This is a genomic window from Streptomonospora wellingtoniae (assembly GCF_031845375.1).
Taxonomy (GTDB): Bacteria; Actinomycetota; Actinomycetes; order Streptosporangiales; family Streptosporangiaceae; genus Streptomonospora; species Streptomonospora wellingtoniae.
In genome coordinates this window covers 1-19,241 of sequence record NZ_JAVREK010000014.1, presented here as the reverse complement: position 1 = coordinate 19,241, position 19,241 = coordinate 1, and the positions used below count along the sequence as shown (strand labels likewise).

Annotated in this window: 16 protein-coding genes; all 16 read left to right on the top strand. The window is 72.9% G+C overall.

Features of this window, described 5'->3' with window-relative positions; translation table 11 throughout:
- The first annotated feature begins 46 nt into the window (after nt 1-46).
- The 16 genes from rplT to argH all read left to right on the top strand — a co-directional run bounded on the left by rplT (nt 47) and on the right by argH (nt 19,190).
- Entirely contained in the window at nt 47-430 is a 384-nt protein-coding gene (gene rplT, locus RM446_RS14310; RefSeq protein WP_311545775.1) for a 50S ribosomal protein L20, read from the top strand.
- Between the two features lie 21 nt (nt 431-451).
- Nucleotides 452-1,303: a TrmH family RNA methyltransferase gene (locus tag RM446_RS14305; RefSeq protein WP_311545774.1), complete on the top strand. Its 852-nt coding sequence runs from the start codon at nt 452-454 to the stop codon at nt 1,301-1,303.
- 286 nt (nt 1,304-1,589) lie between these two features.
- A complete protein-coding gene (locus RM446_RS14300) occupies nt 1,590-2,675 on the top strand; it encodes a sensor histidine kinase (RefSeq protein WP_311545773.1) in 1,086 nt (361 codons plus the stop codon).
- Nucleotides 2,676-2,801: 126 nt separating this feature from the next.
- Entirely contained in the window at nt 2,802-3,920 is a 1,119-nt protein-coding gene (pheS, locus tag RM446_RS14295; RefSeq protein WP_311545771.1) for a phenylalanine--tRNA ligase subunit alpha, read from the top strand.
- Nucleotides 3,920-6,418, top strand: a complete 2,499-nt coding sequence (gene pheT / locus RM446_RS14290; protein ID WP_311545770.1) for a phenylalanine--tRNA ligase subunit beta — start codon at nt 3,920-3,922, stop codon at nt 6,416-6,418. The genes pheS and pheT overlap by 1 nt, the downstream gene beginning before the upstream one ends.
- Before the next feature lie 408 nt (nt 6,419-6,826).
- The gene (locus tag RM446_RS14285) at nt 6,827-8,056 is read left to right on the top strand and encodes an aminotransferase family protein (protein ID WP_311545866.1); all 1,230 of its coding nucleotides are present in this window, start codon (nt 6,827-6,829) and stop codon (nt 8,054-8,056) included.
- 204 nt (nt 8,057-8,260) lie between these two features.
- Complete coding sequence (locus tag RM446_RS14280) at nt 8,261-8,707, top strand: MarR family winged helix-turn-helix transcriptional regulator (RefSeq protein WP_311545769.1); 447 nt, start codon at nt 8,261-8,263, stop codon at nt 8,705-8,707.
- A 130-nt stretch (nt 8,708-8,837) separates the two neighbouring features.
- Nucleotides 8,838-10,283: an NAD(P)/FAD-dependent oxidoreductase gene (locus RM446_RS14275; RefSeq protein ID WP_311545768.1), complete on the top strand. Its 1,446-nt coding sequence runs from the start codon at nt 8,838-8,840 to the stop codon at nt 10,281-10,283.
- Nucleotides 10,284-10,397: 114 nt separating this feature from the next.
- A complete protein-coding gene (gene argC / locus RM446_RS14270) occupies nt 10,398-11,426 on the top strand; it encodes an N-acetyl-gamma-glutamyl-phosphate reductase (RefSeq protein WP_311545767.1) in 1,029 nt (342 codons plus the stop codon).
- 32 nt (nt 11,427-11,458) lie between these two features.
- Nucleotides 11,459-12,610: a bifunctional glutamate N-acetyltransferase/amino-acid acetyltransferase ArgJ gene (gene argJ, locus RM446_RS14265; protein WP_311545766.1), complete on the top strand. Its 1,152-nt coding sequence runs from the start codon at nt 11,459-11,461 to the stop codon at nt 12,608-12,610.
- Nucleotides 12,611-12,717: 107 nt separating this feature from the next.
- The gene (argB, locus tag RM446_RS14260) at nt 12,718-13,641 is read left to right on the top strand and encodes an acetylglutamate kinase (RefSeq protein ID WP_311545765.1); all 924 of its coding nucleotides are present in this window, start codon (nt 12,718-12,720) and stop codon (nt 13,639-13,641) included.
- A complete protein-coding gene (locus tag RM446_RS14255; RefSeq protein WP_311545764.1) occupies nt 13,638-14,834 on the top strand; it encodes an acetylornithine transaminase in 1,197 nt (398 codons plus the stop codon). The genes argB and RM446_RS14255 overlap by 4 nt, the downstream gene beginning before the upstream one ends.
- Nucleotides 14,831-15,811: an ornithine carbamoyltransferase gene (gene argF / locus RM446_RS14250; RefSeq protein ID WP_311545763.1), complete on the top strand. Its 981-nt coding sequence runs from the start codon at nt 14,831-14,833 to the stop codon at nt 15,809-15,811. The genes RM446_RS14255 and argF overlap by 4 nt, the downstream gene beginning before the upstream one ends.
- Nucleotides 15,808-16,341: an arginine repressor gene (locus RM446_RS14245; protein WP_311545762.1), complete on the top strand. Its 534-nt coding sequence runs from the start codon at nt 15,808-15,810 to the stop codon at nt 16,339-16,341. Before argF ends, RM446_RS14245 begins: the two co-directional genes overlap by 4 nt.
- Nucleotides 16,342-16,417: 76 nt before the next feature.
- Nucleotides 16,418-17,617, top strand: coding sequence for an argininosuccinate synthase (locus RM446_RS14240; RefSeq protein ID WP_311545761.1), 1,200 nt, complete (start codon nt 16,418-16,420; stop codon nt 17,615-17,617).
- Nucleotides 17,618-17,756: 139 nt separating this feature from the next.
- Nucleotides 17,757-19,190: an argininosuccinate lyase gene (argH, locus tag RM446_RS14235; protein ID WP_311545760.1), complete on the top strand. Its 1,434-nt coding sequence runs from the start codon at nt 17,757-17,759 to the stop codon at nt 19,188-19,190.
- Nucleotides 19,191-19,241: the final 51 nt, after the last annotated feature.

The following is a 19,241-nucleotide window of genomic DNA, read 5'->3' as shown; positions in this document are numbered from 1 at the left end:
GGGGGCCGCGCGGCGGATACCGACGCCAACCCATTAGGGAGTCACTGTGGCACGCGTGAAGCGGGCTCTCAACGCCAAGAAGAAGCGCCGGGTCGTTCTCGAGCGGGCCAGCGGCTACCGCGGGCAGCGTTCGCGCCTGTACCGCAAGGCCAAGGAGCAGATGCTCCACTCGATGACCTACTCCTACCGCGACCGCAAGGATCGCAAGGGGCAGTTCCGCAAGCTGTGGATCCAGCGCATCAACGCCGGCGCCCGCGCCAACGGCCTCACCTACAACCGGTTCATGCAGGGTCTCAAGCTCGCCGGCATCGAGGTCGACCGCCGCATGCTCGCTGAGATGGCCGTGAACGACGAAGCGGCCTTCGTCTCCCTCGTCGAGACCGCGAAGAACGCGCTGCCCGGCGACGTGCAGCAGAAGACCGCGGCCTGACCGGGCTCACAGCACGACGCGATGGCGAGCCACGAGTTCACAAGCGCCAGGTCTCCCCGCATCAAGGGGGCTCGTCGGCTCGCCAAGCGTGCGTTCCGGCGCCGTGAGCGCCGGTTCCTGGCCGAAGGACCGCAGGCGGTACGGGAGGCGCTGGCCGCGCCGGGGCGGGTACACGAGCTGTTCACCACCGCCGAGGCCGCGCAGCGCCACCCCGAGCTGATCGGGGCCGCCGGCGCGCGCGGTGCGGCCGTCCACCGGGTGACCCTCGAGGTGATGACCGAGCTGGCGCAGACGGTCACCCCTCAGGGCCTGCTGGCGGTGTGCGACTTCGTCGATGTGCCGCTGAGCGGGCTCGGCCCGACCCGTCTGGTCGTCGTGCTCTCGCACGTGCGCGACCCGGGCAACGCCGGGACCGTGGTTCGCACCGCCGATGCCGCCGGCGCCGACGCGGTCGTCTTCACCGACGCCTCGGTCGACCCCTACAACGGCAAGTGCGTGCGCGCATCGGCCGGCAGCCTGTTCCACCTGCCCGTCGTCGTGGACGTTCCCGCCGCCGACGTTCTGGGCCGCCTGCGCGGCGCCGGCTCCCGCGTGTTCGCGGCCGACGGCGGCGGGGAGCGCGATCTGCACGAGGCCGCTGACGCCGGCGAGCTCGACGGGCCGGTGTGCTGGGTCTTCGGGAACGAGGCCTGGGGCCTGCCCGAGGAGACCGTCGGGCTCACCGACGGCGCGGTCGCCGTACCCATTTACGGCGCGGCGGAAAGCCTTAATCTGGCTACCGCCGCGGCGGTGTGCCTGTACACCACTGCGCGCCAGCAGCGCGCCAACGCCGCGGCCCCGGCGACCGCACGGCGCTATGCGGCGGAAGCGTAGCCACCCGCGGTACGGGTAGTCGGGCTTTTCGGGTCCAAGGCCCCTGGTGAGACGCCCCCGCGCCGGTGATCCCGGCGTATGCCCAGGTTTTGCCGCGTTCGGCGGGTTGCCCGCATCCCCCTTGTTGCCGATACGCTCAAGCTCTCATCTACGGGTCGCCGGCGCAGCGCGGCGGAACCGCCCGGCCGTCGTGGGTCAGGGGTCGACTGTCCCCGGAGCGTAGCGGGCGGAGACTGCGGGTAATGATCCCCGGCGGGCAGTCACATCAGGGCGTGGGGAGGCGGTCGTGGGCGGCGACCAACCAGGGGAGCTCGGCGGCTCGGGCGCGCCGTGCGCGGTGTCCGGGCTCTCGGCCGAGGACCTTCCCGACGGCCTCGTCGTCGCCGACGGCGAGGGCCGCGTGGTCACGTTCAACCGCATGGCCCAGCGCCTCTCCCGCATCGCGCCCCAGGACGCCCTCGGCCGCGACTTCCGCGACGTCCTCCCCCTGCACGACGCCGACGGCCGCGACTGGTGGAAGTGCAGCGACCCCTTCGGGGGCCTGCGCACCCGCACGCGCCAGCCCGAGCGCCCGCTGTTCCTGGTCGACGGGCGCGAGATCCTGGTGGCCGCGCGCTACATCCGCGGCAACCCCGGCGGGGAGCTCACACGACTGGTCGTCACGCTGCGCGACGCCTCGCACCGCGCTCGCGGCGAACGCAGCCGCGCCGACCTGGTCTCCACCGTCGCCCATGAACTGCGCTCGCCGCTGACCAGCGTGAAGGGCTTCACCGCCACCCTGCTGGGCAAGTGGGACCGGCTCACCGACAAGCAGAAGATGTTCATGCTGGAGACGGTCAACGCCGACGCCGACCGCGTGACCCGGCTGATCACCGAGCTGCTGAGCGTCTCGCGCATCGAGTCCGGCCGGGTAGAGGTCCGCAAGCAGGTCGTCGACCTCCCCGAGCTCGCGCGCACGCTGATCGCCGGCCGGGTGGCCGCCGGCGAACCCGCCGACCGCTACCGGCTGGAGGTCCGCTCGCCGCTGCCCGAGCTCTGGCTCGACGCCGACAAGATCGGCCAGATCATGGCGAACCTGCTGGAAAACGGTGTACGGCACGGCGCTGGTACTGTCACCATTGTGATCGAGCCGTACGAGGACGGAGCCGTTGTGTCGGTACGCGACGAAGGCAAGGGGATCGCTCCCGACGCCGTTCCGCGTGTCTTCCGGCGGTTCTGGCGCACGCGGCGCCGCGGCGGCACCGGTCTGGGGCTGTTCATAGTCAAGGGGCTCATCGAGGCCCACGGCGGCGAGATCACAGTCGGCCGCGCGCCCAGCGGCGGTGCCGAGTTCCGATTTACCGTGCCCGCCGGCACCCCCGAGTTCGCGTAAGCGCACCCGGTAGCGGCCGCGGCGGGCGGTTTTCTTCCCAGGTCCCTGTCGGCTTGAGCCCATGCGAAGCGCTGGGCCGTGACGGCCGCCCCGCCCATGCGGGCGCGGGCGGCGAGGCGAACATCCATGTCTGCACCCAATAACCAGTACGATCCGGTCGAAGTGACCCCCCTGCATCCCGACGAGGTCGCGCGGATGCGCGACGAGGCGCTGCAGGCCGTCGCGGCGGCCGCCACGCTTGAGGAGCTCAAGCGGGCGCGCCTGGCCCACGCCGGCGACCGCTCCCCGCTGGCGCTGGCCAACCGCGAGATCGGCGCGCTCCCTCCCTCCGCCCGAGCGGAGGCCGGCAAGCGGGTCGGCGGCGCCCGGCGCGATGTCGGGGAGGCGGTGAAGCAGCGCCAAGCGGAGCTGGAGGAGGAGCGCGACGCCCGCGTCCTCGTCGAGGAGGCGGTCGACGTCACCCTGCCCACCGGCCGCCTGCCGCAGGGCGGGCGGCACCCGGTGGCCACCGTCGCCGAGCGCATGGCCGACATCTTCGTCGGCATGGGCTTCGAGATGGTCGAGGGCCCCGAGGTCGAGGCGGAGTGGTTCAACTTCGACGCGCTCAACTTCCTGCCCGACCATCCGGCCCGCACGATGCAGGACACCTTCTTCGTGGAGTCGCCCGCCGGCGGCGAGTCCGGCCTGGTGCTGCGCACCCACACCTCGCCGGTGCAGGTGCGCGCGCTGCTGGAGCGCGACCTCCCGGTCTACGTGGTCGCCCCCGGCAAGACCTTCCGCACCGACGAGCTGGACGCCACGCACACGCCCGTCTTCCACCAGCTGGAGGGCCTGGTCGTGGACGAGGGGATCACGATGGGCCACCTGCGCGGGGCCATCGACGCCTTCGTCGAGAACATGTTCGGCAGCGGCCTGGGTACCCGCTTCCGGCCTTCCTACTTCCCCTTCACCGAGCCCTCCGCCGAGGTCGACATGGAGTGCTTCGTGTGCCGGGGCGCCTCGGTGGGCGATCCCGCCAACCCCTGCCGCACGTGCTCCTCCGAGGGCTGGATCGAGGTCGGCGGCTGCGGAGTGGTCAACCCGCGGGTGCTGACGGCGGCGGGCGTGGACACCGACCGATACAGCGGCTGGGCCTTCGGCCTGGGCGTGGAGCGGGCACTGATGTTCGCCCGCGGAGTGGAGGACATGCGAGACATGGTCGAGGGCGACGTCCGGTTCACCTCGGCGTTCGGGATGGAGATCTGATGCGCGTCCCCGTTTCCTGGCTAAGGGACTATGCCGACCTGCCCGAGGGCGTGACCGCCCGGGACCTCGCGGCCGCGCTCGTGGGCCTGGGACTGGAGGTCGAGACCGTCGACAGCGTCGGCGCCGACATCAGCGGACCCATCGCGGTCGGACGCGTGTTGTCGATCGAGGAGCTCACCGGGTTCAAGAAGCCCATCCGCTACTGCCGGGTCGACGTCGGCGCGGCCAACGGCACGGGCGAGCCGCAGAACATCGTCTGCGGCGCGCGCAACTTCGGCGAGGGCGACCTGGTCGTGGTCGCCCTGCCCGGCGCCGTGCTGCCCGGCGGGTTCGCCATCAGCTCGCGCAAGACCTACGGCAGGCTCTCCGAGGGCATGATCTGCTCGGCCGCGGAGCTGGAGCTGTGGGAGGACCACACCGGAATCGTCGTGCTGCCCGACGGCGGCGCCGAGCCCGGCGAGGACGCCTACGGCCTGCTGGGCCTGCGCGAGGACGTGCTCGACATCGCGGTCACGCCCGACCGCGGCTACGCACTGTCGATGCGCGGGGTGGCCCGCGAGGCCGCCACCGCCTACGGCACGGCCTTCCGCGACCCGGCCGACGTCGAGGCCGCGGGGACGCCCGGCACCGGCTACCCGGCCGAGATCGCCGACGGCGAGGCCTGCGACCGCTTCGTGCTTCGCGACCTCAGCGGATTCGACCCCGCGGCGCCCACTCCGCTGTGGATCAAGCGCCGACTGGGGCTGGTGGGCATCCGGTCGGTCTCGCTGGCCGTGGACGTCACCAACTACGTGATGTGGGAGCTGGGGCAGCCGCTGCACGCTTTCGACCGCACCAAGCTGACCGGCACGGTCGTGGTGCGCCGCGCGCAGGAGGGGGAGCGGCTGGAGACCCTGGACCACGTCGTCCGCGACCTCGACCCGGACGACATCCTCATCACCGACGAGTCGGGGCCGATCTCCATCGCCGGGACGATGGGCGGCCTCAACAGCGAGGTCGACGAGACCTCCACGGAGCTGGTGGTGGAGGCCGCCCACTTCTCGGCGCCGGGGACCGCCCGCATGGGCCGCCGCCACGCGCTGCACTCGGAGGCCTCGCGCCGCTTCGAGCGGGGCGTCGACCGGGAGCTTCCCCTGCCCGCATCGGCCCGCGCGGTCGAGCTGCTGCGCCGTCTCGGCGGCGGTGCCCCCGGCGGGCTCACCCACGCCGAGCGGCCGGCCTCCGGGCCGCGGCCCGTCGCGATCGCCGCCGACCACCCCGACCGCGTGGCCGGTGTGGCCTACGGGCGCGAGCGGGTGGTGCGGCGGCTGGAGCAGGTCGGCTGCACCGTCGAGGAGGAGGACGCGGACGGCCTGCGTGTCACCCCGCCGACCTGGCGGCCTGATCTGACCGACCCCAACGACCTCGCCGAAGAGGTCGTCCGCATCGAGGGCTACGACAACATCCCGTCCATCCGGCCGCGTGCTCCGGCGGGTCGGGGGCTGACCGCGGGCCAGCGGCTGCGCCGCTCCGTGGGCCGGCGGCTGGCTGCCACGGGCTTCACCGAGGTGCTGACCTACCCGTTCACGGGCGAGCGCGACCTCGACGGGCTGCAGGTCCCCGCCGACGACGCCCGCCGCGACGCGCTGCGGCTGTCCAACCCGCTCAGCGAGGACGAGCCGCTGCTGCGCACGACACTCCTGCCGGGGCTGCTGAAGACCCTGGTGCGCAACGTGGGGCGCGGCTTCAACGACGTCGCGCTCTTCGAGACCGCGCTGGTCTACATCCCGCGGCCCGGCGCGCCCGAGCGCGCGCCCATGCTGCGTGTCGACCGCGGGCCGACTCCCGAGGAGCGCGAGTCGCTGGCCCGGGCCCTGCCCGACCAGCCGCGGCGCGTGGGCGCGGTCCTTGCGGGCGACCGCGAGCCCGGCGGGTGGCGCGGTCCAGGAAGCCCGGTGACCTGGGCTGACGCGATCGAGACGGCGCGTGAGGTGGCCCGTTCGGCCAACGCCGAGCTGGTCGTGCGGGCGGCGCAGTACGCGCCCTGGCATCCGGGCCGGTGTGCGGCGCTGTACGTGCGCATCGGCGGCGAGGAGCGCCTCGCCGGCCACGCCGGCGAGCTGCACCCCCGCGCCGTGGCGGCCTACGGGCTCCCGGAGCGCACCGTCGCCGTGGAGATCGACCTCGACGCCGTCGAGGAGGCCGGGGGACCGGCGACCGCTCCGCGGGTGTCGGGCTACCCGGTGGCGCTGCAGGACGTCGCCCTCGTGGTCGAGGAGGGTGTTCCGGCCGCCGACGTCGAGGGCGCGCTGCGGGCGGGCGCCGGCGACCTGCTGGAGGACGTGCGGCTGTTCGACGTCTACACCGGCGAGCAAGTGGGCGAGGGCCGCCGCTCGCTGGCGTATACGCTGCGCTTCCGCGCCCCCGACCGCACCCTGGAGGCCGAAGAGATCGCCGGCGCGCGCGACGCCGCGGTGGCGGCGGCGGCGGAGCGGACCGGAGCGGCATTGCGCGCCTGAGCGGCCGCGGCCCGGCGCCCCGCGATCCGCTTGTCGGCCCCGCCTCTGCGAAACATCGGAGGGGCGGGGCCGAAGACGTTTTCTTAGAAGAATTTTCCCCTCATCGTCGCAGGTCAAATGGCATTTAAGGTTGTAAGGTCAAAGGTAGGATGAATGCTGCCGGTTAATGCGGGGATTATTCTTTGTTTCGTCTCTTGAACCGGGCCGCTCCGAGAACTTAACCTGCAGTCACCTGCCGCGATCCGGGGGCCCCGGGGTACTCGCGGAAGAGCTGTTCCAATCGGCGTTTGCGTGTATGCACGCACAGCTCGGCTCGGAGGTCGCTATATGACCGAAACAGTGGTTTCGTACGCGCGTACACCGATGGAGCGGCTGGAACCCAGCCGCTTCTGGCACACCTTCAGCGATATGAACAAGGTCTCCCAGGGGCCCAAGTTCGTCGTCGAGCGGGCCGAAGGGGCCTGGCTCTGGGACGACAACGGCGACCGGTTCCTCGACGGCACCGCGAGCCTTTGGTACAGCAACGTCGGACACGGCCGCCGCGAGATCGCCGACGCCGTCCACCGGCAGCTGACCACTCTCGATGCGTTCACCGTCTACGGCGACTTCGCCAACCGGCCCGCGCTGGAGCTGAGTGAGCGCCTGGCCTCCCACGCCCCCGTGGTCGATCCGCGAGTGATCCTCACCTGCGGCGGCGGGGAGTCCATTGAGACGGCGGCCAAGCTGGCCCGCCGCTACTGGGACACCCGGGGGCGCTCGGCCAAGCGGCACCTGATCAGCCGTACCGGCGGCTACCACGGCCTGCACGGCATCGGCACCGGCATCATCGGCATGGACCGCTTCCGCACCGGCTTCGGCCCCATGGTCGAGGACGCCTCCGTGGTGCCCCACGACTCCGTGCGCGCACTGGAGGAGGAGATCCTTCGCGTCGGGCCGGAGAACGTGGCCGCGTTCTTCGCCGAGCCCGTCATCGGCGCGGGCGGGGTCTACGCCGTCGACACCGAGTACTTCACCGGCGTCTCCGAGGTCTGCCGGCGCCACGGCGTGCTCTTCGTCGTCGACAGCGTGATCTGCGCCTTCGCGCGCATGGGCAACTGGTTCGGCATCGAGCGCTACGGCGTGCTCCCCGACATGATCGTCTTCGCCAAGGGCGTAAGCAGCGGCTACCAGCCTCTGGGTGGTGTGATCGTCAGCGGCGAGATCGCCGAGCCGTTCTGGAACTGCTCGGGCAACCCGTTCCACCACGGGACCACCTACGCCGGCCACCCGGCCTGCAGCGCGGCCGCTTCGGCCAACCTGGACATCCTGGAGCGCGAGGACCTGTTCACCGTCGCCTTGGAGGTCGAGACCCAGCTCGACGGCGCGGTCCGCACGCTGGCCGACCACCCGCTGGTCGCCGAGGTGCGCTCGGGCACCGGGGTCATGGCCGCGGTGCAGCTCACCGAGGAGGCGCTGGGCGAGCGCGGAATCACCACGGCCGAGGTGTTCGCCGAGGCGCGGGCCCGCGGTGTCATCCTGCGGGCGATCCCGCACTCCCTGCTGATCTCGCCGCCGCTGATCATCACCTGGGAGCAGACCGACCACCTGGTCTCCACGCTCCGCTCCGCACTGGACGCCGTGGCCGAGCGCCACCAGTGACCCACCGGCCGGGCCGGGGGCGCCGCGCATCCGCCGCGGCGCCCCCGCCGCTGTGCGGTCCCGGTGCCGCGCGGGCGCTCGGCCTATTCGTCTGACAAGCAAGATGTTGCGCTTGGATAATATAAACAACGTAGTCGCTAGGAGGTCGATGAAAGCGGGGCCGAACACGTGAGCGGGAACGCGGACTCCGGTACCGGCGGCGCCATGAGCGACGACGAGGTCATCACGGCCTGGGGGCTGCTGGTCGAGGCGCACAGTGAGACCTCGCCGCTGCTGCTCCGCGGAGTCGACCCCAGCGGCGGCGACATGTCCGGTCCCTGGTTCGAGGTCCTGATCCGGCTCCAGCGCTCCCCCGGCAACCGGTTGCCCATGAGTGCGCTGGCCCGCGAGGTCAGTCTCAGCAGCGGCGGATTCACCAAGCTGGCCGACCGCCTGGAGCGCCAGGGCTACCTGGTGCGCGCCTCGTGCCCCGACGACCGGCGCGTCGTCTACGCCGAGCTCACGCCCGCCGGCCGCGAATTCGCCGACAAGGCCCGCGCCCAGCACGTCGTGCTGCTGCGCGAGCACGTCCTCGGCCCTCTCGGCGAGGACGGCCTGCGCCGACTCGGCGAGCTCGCCCGCATCCTGCGCGACAGCTCCCGCACGGGCTGAACGGGGCCCGCAGCGAACCGCGAGCGGCCACCGCGGCGCCGAGTCCAGGTCCGGGCCCGAGCGCGCGACCGCGCCCCGGTAGTCTGGTCGGCCGTTGCAGCAGCACGACCGACCAGCCGGGGGCCGCAATATGACACCGTTCGCCACCGCCGCCGAGATGCGCGCCGTGCCCCGCTCGCCGGGGTTCCGCAACGGCGGGGTCTCCTACTGGTTCCGCGACGTCGGCCTCCCTGCGCGGCGCCCCGCCCTGCCCGGCGGCGCCGACTACGACGTATGCATCGTGGGCGCCGGCTACACGGGTCTGTGGACCGCCTACTACCTCAAGAAGGCCCGCCCGGACCTGCGCGTGGCCGTGCTGGAGCGCGAGTTCGCCGGGTTCGGCGCCTCGGGCCGCAACGGCGGCTGGCTCTCGGCCGAGTTCGCCGGCTCCAAGCGGCGCTACGCCGCCACCCACGGCAAGGGGGCCGTGGTCGCCCTCCAGCGCGCCATGATGGCCTCGGTCGACGAAGTGGTCTCGGTCGCCGAGCAGGAGGGTGTCGACGCCGACATCGTCAAGGGCGGCATGCGCCTGGTGGCGACCAACCCGGCGCAGAAGGCCCGCCTCCAGGAAGAGGTCGCCGAGCTGCACGAGTGGGGCTACTGGCCCGAGGACCTCCACCTGCTCGACCCGCGCGGCGAGCCGCGCCTGCAGGTCGACGGCGCGGTGGCGGCGGCCTACAGCCCGCACGCCGCGCGCGTGCATCCGGCCAAGCTGGTGATCGGGCTGGCCGCGGCCGCCGAGGCGCTGGGCGTGGACGTCTTCGAGGACACCGCGGTATCCGAGATCCGCTCGCGCACCGGCGGGGAGCGGCCGTGCGCCGTGACCCCCGCCGGAACCGTGCGCGCCGACCACGTCATCCGCGCCACCGAAGGCTTCACCGCCGGCCTGCACGGCCAGCGCCGCCAGTGGCTGCCCATGAACAGTTCGATGATCGCGACCGAGCCGCTCTCCGAGGTGATGTGGCGCCACATCGGCTGGGAGCGCCCGGAGGTCCTGGGCGACACGGCCCACGCCTACTGCTACGCCCAGCGCACCGCCGACGGCCGTATCGCCATCGGCGGCCGCGGAGTCCCCTACAGGTTCGGTTCGGCCCGCGACTCCAACGGCGCCACACCGCCCCAGACCATCGCCGAGCTGTGGCGCGTGCTGGCGCGGCTGTTCCCGGTCGCAGCGGAGGTGCCCATCGCCCACGCCTGGTCGGGCGTGCTGGGCGTGCCCCGCGACTGGTGCCCCAGCGTCGACCTCGACCCCGAGACCGGCCTCGGCTGGGCCGGCGGCTACGTCGGCAGCGGCGTCACCACGAGCAACCTGGCCGGGCGCACGCTGCGCGACCTGGTGCTGGGGGAGCGCACCGAACTCACGCAGCTTCCCTGGGTCGGCCGGCGCGTGCGCGGCTGGGAACCCGAGCCGGTGCGCTGGGTCGGCACCCGCCTGGTCTACGGCCTCTACCGGGGCGCCGACCGCCGCGAGTCCGACCGGGTCTCGCGCACCTCCCGCCTGGCCGGCATCGCCGGCCGGCTAGCGGGACGGGAATAGCCCGGCGGCAGCGGATCCGGCGCCGGCGGTCTCCGTCCACCTCGGTTGCATAAACTTGCATCGTGATGCAATATGGTTCAAAGATTGCGGAGGGGCGCACCACGGGGAGCGAGTATGGGATACACCGCGGCCGTCGCCGGAGCCAGCGGCTACGCCGGCGGGGAGCTGCTGCGCCTGCTTCTGGCCCACCCCGAGATGGAGGTCGGGACGCTCACGGCCGGGAGCAGCGCCGGCAGCAGACTCGGTGAGCACCAGCCGCACCTGCTCCCGCTGGCCGACCGGGTGCTGGCGGAGACCACGGCCGAGGCGCTCGCCGGACACGACGTCGTCTACCTGGCCCTCCCGCACGGCCAGTCCGCCGCGATCGCAGAGCAGCTGGGCCCCGAGGTCCTCGTGGTCGACTGCGGCGCCGACTTCCGCCTCACCGACGCACGGGCCTGGGAGCACTACTACGGCACCCCGCACGCCGGCGCCTGGCCTTACGGGCTGCCCGAGCTTCCCGGTGCGCGCGAGGCGCTGGCCGGCACCCGCCGCGTCGCCGTCCCCGGCTGCCACGTCACCACTGCCACGCTCGCCCTCTTCCCGGCGCTGGCCGCGGGCCTGGCCGAGCCCGAGGCCGTCGTCGTCTCGGTCACCGGGACTTCCGGGGCCGGCAAGGCGCCCAAGCCGCACCTGGTCGGCAGCGAGGTCATGGGATCGGCCAGCCCTTACGGCGTCGGCGGCACGCACCGCCACACGCCCGAGATCGTGCAGAACCTGACGCAGGCAGCCGGCGTGCCGGTGCGGGTCTCCTTCACACCGGTGCTCGCGCCCATGGCCCGCGGCATCCTGGCCACCTGCACCGCCCCTCTGCGGCCCGGAGCCACCGCCGAAGGGATCGCCGCCGCCTACCGCGAGCGCTACGCCGACGAGCCCTTCGTGCACCTGCTGCCCGAGGGCACCTGGCCCGCCACCGCCATGACGCTGGGCGCCAACACCGCGCTCGTCCAGGTCGCCGTCGACCCGGGAGCCGAGCGCATGGTCGCCGTCGCCGCGCTGGACAACCTCACCAAGGGCACCGCCGGCGGTGCCCTGCAAAGCGCCAACATCGCCCTGGGACTGCCCGAGGCCGGCGGGCTCCCCGTCGCCGGCGTCGCGCCCTAGGACCCCCGCCTTCGAATCGTGAAAGGCCCACTGTGAGCGTCACCGCACCCAACGGGTTCCGCGCCGCCGGCGTCAGCGCCGGGCTCAAGCCCGACGGCGCACGCGACGTCGCCGTCGTCGTCAACGACGGTCCCTCCCGCGCCGCCGCGGCGGTCTTCACGCGCAACCGCGTCAAGGCCGCCCCCGTCCTGTGGTCGCAGCAGGTCGCCGCGGGCGGGCGCGTGCGCGCCGTCGTGCTCAACGCCGGCGGAGCCAACGCCTGCACCGGGCCGGCCGGATTCCAGGACGCCCATGCCACCGCCGAGCACGTCGCGGACGCCATGGACGACTCCGCCGGGGAGATCCTCGTCTGCTCCACCGGCCTGATCGGTGAGCGGCTGCCCATGCCCGCACTGCTCGACGGCGCCGGCCGGGCCGTCGAATCGGCCGCGCGCGACGGCGGGCCCGACGCCGCCGACGCCATCCGCACCACCGACTCCGTCGCCAAGATCTCGTTCAAGCGCGGCGGCGGGTACACCATCGGCGGCATGGCCAAGGGCGCCGGAATGCTCGCGCCCGCGCTGGCGACCATGCTCTGCGTTGTCACCACCGACGCCGACCTCACCGCCGCCCAGTGCGACAGCCTGCTGCGCGCCGCGACGCGCCGCACCTTCGACCGGGTCGACAGCGACGGCTGCGCCTCCACCAACGACACCGTCGTGCTCATGGCCAGCGGTGCCTCGGGCACCTCCCCCGACGAAGCCGAGTTCGGCGCGCTGCTCACCGAGGTCTGCGACGACCTGGCCCGCCAACTCGTCGCCGACGCCGAAGGCTCCACCAAGTCCATCGCGGTCGAGGTCGTGGGGGCGGCCAGCGAGGACGACGCCGTCGAGGCCGCCCGCGCCGTGGCCCGCAGCAACCTGTTCAAGTGCGCCGTCTACGGCGAGGACCCCAACTGGGGCCGGGCGCTGGCCGCCGTGGGCACCACCCAGGCGGCCTTCGAACCCGACGAGGTCAACCTCGCCGTCAACGGGGTCTGGGTGTGCCGCCGCGGCGCAGTCGGCGACGACCGCAGCAAGGTCGACCTCAGCGGCCGCGACGTCACCGTCACGGTCGACCTGGCGGCCGGCAGCGAGGCCGCCACTGTGTGGACCAACGACCTGACCACCGGCTACGTGCACGAGAACTCCGCCTACAGCTCCTGACAGCACCCGCCCGGCCGCCGGGCGGCGACTCCGGCCGAACACGTTGGAAGGGAGGGAAGAACGGTGCACCCGGGCCCCGCAGGGCGGGGGCCGGCACCGCGAATCCGATGAACTCTCGCAAACAGGCACTGGACAAGGCCAACACGCTGATCGAAGCCCTTCCCTGGCTGAGCCGGTTCCACGGCAGGACCGTCGTGGTCAAGTACGGCGGCAACGCCATGACCGACCCCGCGCTGCGCGAGCGCTTCGCCGAGAACATCGTGTTCCTGCGCTACGCCGGACTGCGCCCCGTCGTGGTGCACGGCGGCGGCCCGCAGATCAGTGCGCACCTGGACCGCCTCGGCGTCACCAGCACCTTCGCCGCCGGGCTGCGCGTCACCACGCCCGAGACCATGGACGTCGTCCGCATGGTGCTAGTCGGCCAGGTCAACCGCGACATCGTCGGGCTCGTCAACGCACACGGTCCCTTCGCGGTCGGCATCTCCGGCGAGGACGCCCACCTGTTCACCGCCGAGCGCAAGTCCGCCTGGATCGACGGCGCCCCGGTCGACCTCGGCCAGGTCGGCGAGGTCGTCGACGTCCAGCCGGGCGTCGTGCGCACCCTGCTCGACGACGGGCGGATCCCGATCGTCTCCAGCGTCGCCCGCGCCGACGAGGGCGTCTTCAACGTCAACGCCGACACCGCCGCCGCAGCGCTCGCCGTGGAGCTCGACGCCGCCAAGCTCGTCGTCCTCACCGACGTCGAGGGCCTCTACGCCGACTATCCGGCCTGCGAGGAACTGATCAGCAGGCTCACCGCAGGAGAGCTGGAGACCATGCTGCCCGAGCTGTCCTCGGGCATGGTGCCGAAGATGGAGGCGTGCCTGAAGGCCGTGCGCGGCGGCGTTCCCCAGGCCCACGTTCTCGACGGGCGCACCCCCGACTCCATGCTGCTGGAGATCTTCACCAACGAGGGCATCGGCACCATGGTCGTCGCCGAGGCCGACGAGCCCACCGAACCCGTGGACATCTTCGAGGGCAGCGACGAATGAGCGCCACGACCGACCTCCAGGCCCGCTTCGACGCGGCGCTGATGCCCAACTACGGCACCCCGCCCGTGGCGATCGCCCGCGGCGAGGGCTCCCGCGTCTACGACGCCGACGGCAAGGCCTACCTGGACCTCATCGCCGGTATCGCCGTCTCCGCACTCGGCCACGGCCACCCGGCGCTGGTGGCCGCGGTGGCCGACCAGGCCGCCGCCGTCGCCCACACCAGCAACCTGTTCCTGCACGAGCGCGAGGTCGAGCTCGCCGAACGCCTCGTCGCGCTCCTCGGCGGCGAGGGCGACGGCGACGTGCGCGTGTTCTTCGCCAACTCCGGAACCGAGGCGAACGAGGCGGCGCTCAAGCTCGTCAAGCGCGCCGCGGGCGAGGGCCGCACCCGGATCGTGGCCACCGACAACAGCTTCCACGGCCGCACCCTCGGCGCGCTCTCCGTCACCGGCAAGGCCGCAATCCGCGACCCCTTCGGCCCCTACGGCACCGACGTGGTCTTCGTGCCCTACGGCGACGCCGACGCCCTGCGCACGGCCGTCGACGCCACCTGCGCCGCCGTCTTCGTCGAACCGGTCCAGGGCGAGGCAGGCGTGGTGCCCGCGCCCGAGGGCTACCTCGCCGAGATCCGCCGCGCCTGCGACGATGCGGGCGCCGCCTTCGTCCTCGACGAGATCCAGAGCGGCATCGGCCGCACCGGCCACTGGTTCGCCCACCAGGCCCACGGCGTCACCCCCGACGTGCTCACGCTCGCCAAAGGGCTCGGCGGCGGGCTGCCCATCGGCGCGTGCGTGGGCTTCGGGCCCTTGGCCACCGCCTTCGCCAAAGGCGACCACGGCTCCACCTTCGGCGGCAACCCCGTCGCCTGCGCCGCCGCCCTGGCGGTGCTCGACACGGTCGAGAACGAGAACCTGCTGGCTTCCGCCGCCGAGCTCGGCACCCTGCTGGAGCGCGAGGCTGCAGCGATCGACCACCCGCTGCTCGCGGGCGTCCGCGGCAGCGGTCTGTGGCGCGCCCTGGTGCTGAGCGCGCCCGCCGCAGCCGCCGTCCAAGCCTCGGCCGCCGCACACGGCTTCCTCGTCAACGCGCTCGCGCCCGACGTGGTGCGGATCGCGCCCCCGCTGACGATCTCCCGCGACGAGGTCCTGGAGTTCACCTCGGCTCTGCCCGCCATCCTCGAGGAGGCACGTTGACCACCCCGTCCCCCCGGCAGGTACGGCACTTCCTGCGCGACGACGACCTCACGTCCGCCGAGCAGGCCGCCGTCCTCGACCTGGCCGACGCCATGAAGAAGGACCCCTACGCCTACCGGCCGCTGGAAGGCCCGCGCACCGTCGCCCTGCTGTTCGACAAGCCCTCGACCCGCACGCGGGTGTCCTTCGCGGTAGGCGTCTCCGAGCTGGGCGGCCACCCGCTGGTCATCGACGCCCAGGGCAGTCAGCTCGGCCGCGGCGAGCCGGTCGAGGACACCGCCCGCGTGCTGGAGCGCCAGGTCGCGGCGGTCGTGTGGCGCACCTTCGCCCAGGTGCGGCTGGAGACCATGGCCTCGGCCGGCGGCGTCCCCGTCGTCAACGCCCTCACCGACACCTACCACCCCTGCCAGATCCTCGCCGACCTGCAGACCGTGCGCGAGCGCAAGGGCAACCTCGCCGGTACCACGCTGACCTACTTCGGCGACGGCGCCAACAACATGGCCCACTCCTACCTCCTGGGATGCGCGCTCGCGGGCATGCACGTGCGCATCGCCGCGCCCGACGGCTACCGGCCCGAGGCCGACGTCCTCTCCCGAGCCGAGGACATCGCCCGCCGCACCGGCGCGTCGATCACCGTCACCGGCGACGCCGCCGCGGCCGCCGCGGGAGCCGACGTGCTGGCCACCGACGTTTGGACCTCGATGGGGCAAGAGGACCAGGCTGAGCAGCGTGCCGCTCCCTTCCGCGACTACGCCGTCGACGAGCAGGCCCTCGCCGCCGCCGCGCCCGGCGCGATCGTGCTGCACTGCCTGCCCGCCCACCGCGGCGAGGAGATCGCGGCCTCGGTCATCGACGGCCCCAACAGCGCCGTGTGGGACCAGGCCGAGAACCGCCGCCACGCCCAGAAGGCGCTCCTGCACTTTCTGCTCGCCGGGAGCACCGCGCCGGCAGCGGGCAGGGAGAGCGACCGACGATGACCGTCGACGGCGCCGGCTCGGCCCCCATGACCAAGACCGCCCGCCACGCCCGCATCAGCGAGGTCCTCACCCGCCACGACGTCCGCTCCCAAGCGGACCTGGCGCGGCTGCTGGCCGAGAGCGGCGTGCAGGTCACCCAGGCCACGCTCTCGCGCGACCTGGATGAGCTCGGAGCGGTCAAGCTGCGCACCGTCGACGGAGAACTCATCTACGTGCTGCCCGGGGAAGGCGGCGAGCGGCTCCAGCGGGCCCGGCCCGACGCGCTCGGCCTGGAGCGCGTCTCCAACGCCCGCCTGACCCGCCTGGCCGAGGACCTCCTGGTCTCGGCCGAGGCCTCGGCCAACATGGTCGTCGTCCGCACACCGCCGGGCGCCGCCCAGTACCTGGCCTCGGCCATCGACCACACCGACTTCCACGCCATCCTCGGCACCATCGCCGGAGACGACACCATCCTGGTGATCTCCCGCGACCCCGGGGGCGGCGAGGAACTGGCATCGGCGCTGCTGCGGCTGGCCGACCGGCGCCCCTGAGGGGCACCGGCCGACCGGGGGCGGCCGCGGCCGCGACGCAGCCGAGAACGTACAAGCAACAAGCAGGGAGAAGGACATGACCGAGCGGGTCGTACTCGCGTACTCGGGGGGCCTGGACACCTCCGTCGCCATCGGCTGGATCGCCGAAGAGACCGGGGCCGAGGTGGTCGCCGTGGCCATCGACTGCGGCCAGGGCGGCGAGGACCTGGACGTGGTCCGCCAGCGGGCCCTCGACTGCGGGGCGGTCGAAGCAGTCGTCGCCGACGCCAAGGACGAGTTCGCCGGGCAGTACTGTGTCCCCGCCCTGCAGGCGAACGCGCTCTACATGGACCGCTACCCGCTGGTCTCGGCGCTGTCGCGGCCGCTGATCGTCAAGCACCTGGCCGAGGCCGCGCGCTACCACAACGCCACGATGGTCTCCCACGGCTGCACCGGCAAGGGCAACGACCAGGTGCGCTTCGAGGCCGGCCTGGCGGCGCTGTTCCCCGAGCTCAAGGTGGTCGCGCCCGTGCGCGACTCCGGCATGACCCGGGACAAGGCCATCGCCTTCGCCGAGGAGAAGGGCCTGCCCATCGACGTCTCCAAGAAGTCGCCCTACTCCATCGACCAGAACCTCTTCGGCCGCGCAGTCGAGACCGGGTTCCTGGAGGACATCTGGAACGGGCCCATCGAGGACGTCTACGCCTACACCGACAACCCCGCCGAGCAGCGCGAGCCCGACGAGCTGGTCATCACCTTCACCGCCGGGATTCCGACCGCCATCGACGGCAAGGAGCTCTCCCCGCTGCAGGTCATCGAGGAGATGAACCGGCGCGCCGGCGCACAGGGCGTGGGCCGCATCGACATGGTCGAGGACCGGCTCGTGGGCATCAAGAGCCGCGAGGTCTACGAGGCGCCCGGTGCGGTCGCGCTCATCGCCGCCCACCAGGAGCTGGAGAGCGTCACCGTCGAGCGCGAGCTGGCCCGGTTCAAGCGGGGCGTCGACCAGCGCTGGGGTGAGCTGGTCTACGACGGCCTGTGGTTCTCCCCGCTCAAGGAGGCCCTCGACGGGTTCATCGCCCAGGCCAACCAGCAGGTCACCGGCGACATCCGGATGGTGCTGCACGGCGGCCGGGCCGTGGTCACCGGGCGGCGCAGCGACTCCTCGCTCTACGACTACGACCTCGCCACCTACGACACCGGGGACACCTACGACCAGTCCATGGCGCGCGGCTTCATCGACGTCTGGAGCATGCCCGCCAAGATCGCCAACCTGCGGGACCGCCGCCAGGGGTGAGCCCGCAGGGCCTGCACCGCGCGGCCTCCCGCTCACGCCCCCGTCGATCCCCGCAGTCCGGGTTCCGGGCTGCACCCGGTTCCGGGCGCGCGCGCCCGGAACCGGCCGACCCCACGACAGAACGCAAAGGACCCCGACCGTGGCCAACGAGAGCGACACCGAGGTCACCCGCCTGTGGGGCGGCCGCTTCGCCGGCGGCCCCTCCGAGGCGCTCGCCCGTCTCTCCCTCAGCACCCACTTCGACTGGCGCCTCGCCCGCCACGACATCGCCGGCTCGCGCGCGCACGCGCGCGTGCTGCACACCGCAGGACTGCTCACCGGCGGCGAACTGGCGGCGATGCTGGAGGGCCTGGACCGGCTGGAGACCGACGTGGCCTCGGGATCCTTCACCCCCGTACTGGCCGACGAGGACGTGCACACCGCCCTGGAGCGCGGCTTCATCGAACGCGTGGGCCCCGAGCTGGGCGGGCGGCTGCGCGCCGGGCGCTCGCGCAACGACCAGATCGCCACCATGGTGCGGATGTACCTGCGCGAGCAGGCGCGCGCCGTCGCCGGTGAGCTGCTCGACCTCGCTTCGGCGCTGGCCGACCAGGCCGCGGCCAACATCGCCGTGCCCATGTCCGGCCGCACGCACCTGCAGCACGCCCAGCCGGTGCTGCTGGCCCATCACCTGCTCGCGCACGCCTGGCCGCTGCTGCGCGACGTGGAGCGGCTGCGCGACTGGGACGGCCGTGCCGCCGTCTCGGCCTACGGGTCGGGCGCGCTGGCGGGCTCGTCGCTTGGCCTGGACCCCGAGGCGGTCGCCGCCGAGCTCGGCTTCCCCGATTCGGCCGAGAACTCCATCGACGGCACCGCCGCGCGCGACGTCGTGGCGGAGTTCGCGTTCGTCGGGGCGATGACCGGCGTCGACCTGTCGCGGCTGGCCGAGGAGATCATCCTGTGGGCCACCAAGGAGTTCTCCTTCGCGGTCCTGGACGACGCGTTCTCCACCGGCTCCTCGATCATGCCGCAGAAGAAGAACCCCGACGTCGCCGAACTGGCCCGCGGCAAGTCCGGCCGCCTCATCGGCGACCTGGCCGGGCTGCTGGGCACCCTCAAGGGGCTTCCGCTGGCCTACAACCGCGACCTGCAGGAGGACAAGGAGCCCGTCTTCGACACGGTCGACACCCTGACCCTGCTGCTGCCGGCCTTCACCGGCATGGTCGCCACCCTGCGGTTCAACGGTGAGCGGATGGCGGAGCTGGCCCCGCAGGGGTTCTCTCTGGCCACCGACATCGCCGAGTGGCTGGTGCGCAAGCGGGTCCCCTTCCGCGAGGCGCACGAGATCGCGGGAGCCTGCGTCCGCGTGTGCGAGGAGCGGGGCGTCGACCTTCCCGACCTCACCGACGCCGACCTCGCCGGCATCTCGCCGCACCTGGATCCCGGGGTCCGCGAGGTCCTCACCGTCGCCGGGTCGCTGGCGTCGCGTTCGGCCAAGGGAGGCACCGCACCGGTGCGCGTGGCCGAGCAGCTGGAGCGCCTCCGCTCCCGGATCGCCGGACACCGCGCGTTCGCGGAGGCGAAGCCGGAGTAGCGGCCGGTCGAGCCGGCCGGAACCGGCGGGCGGGGATCGGGCGGCCCGCAC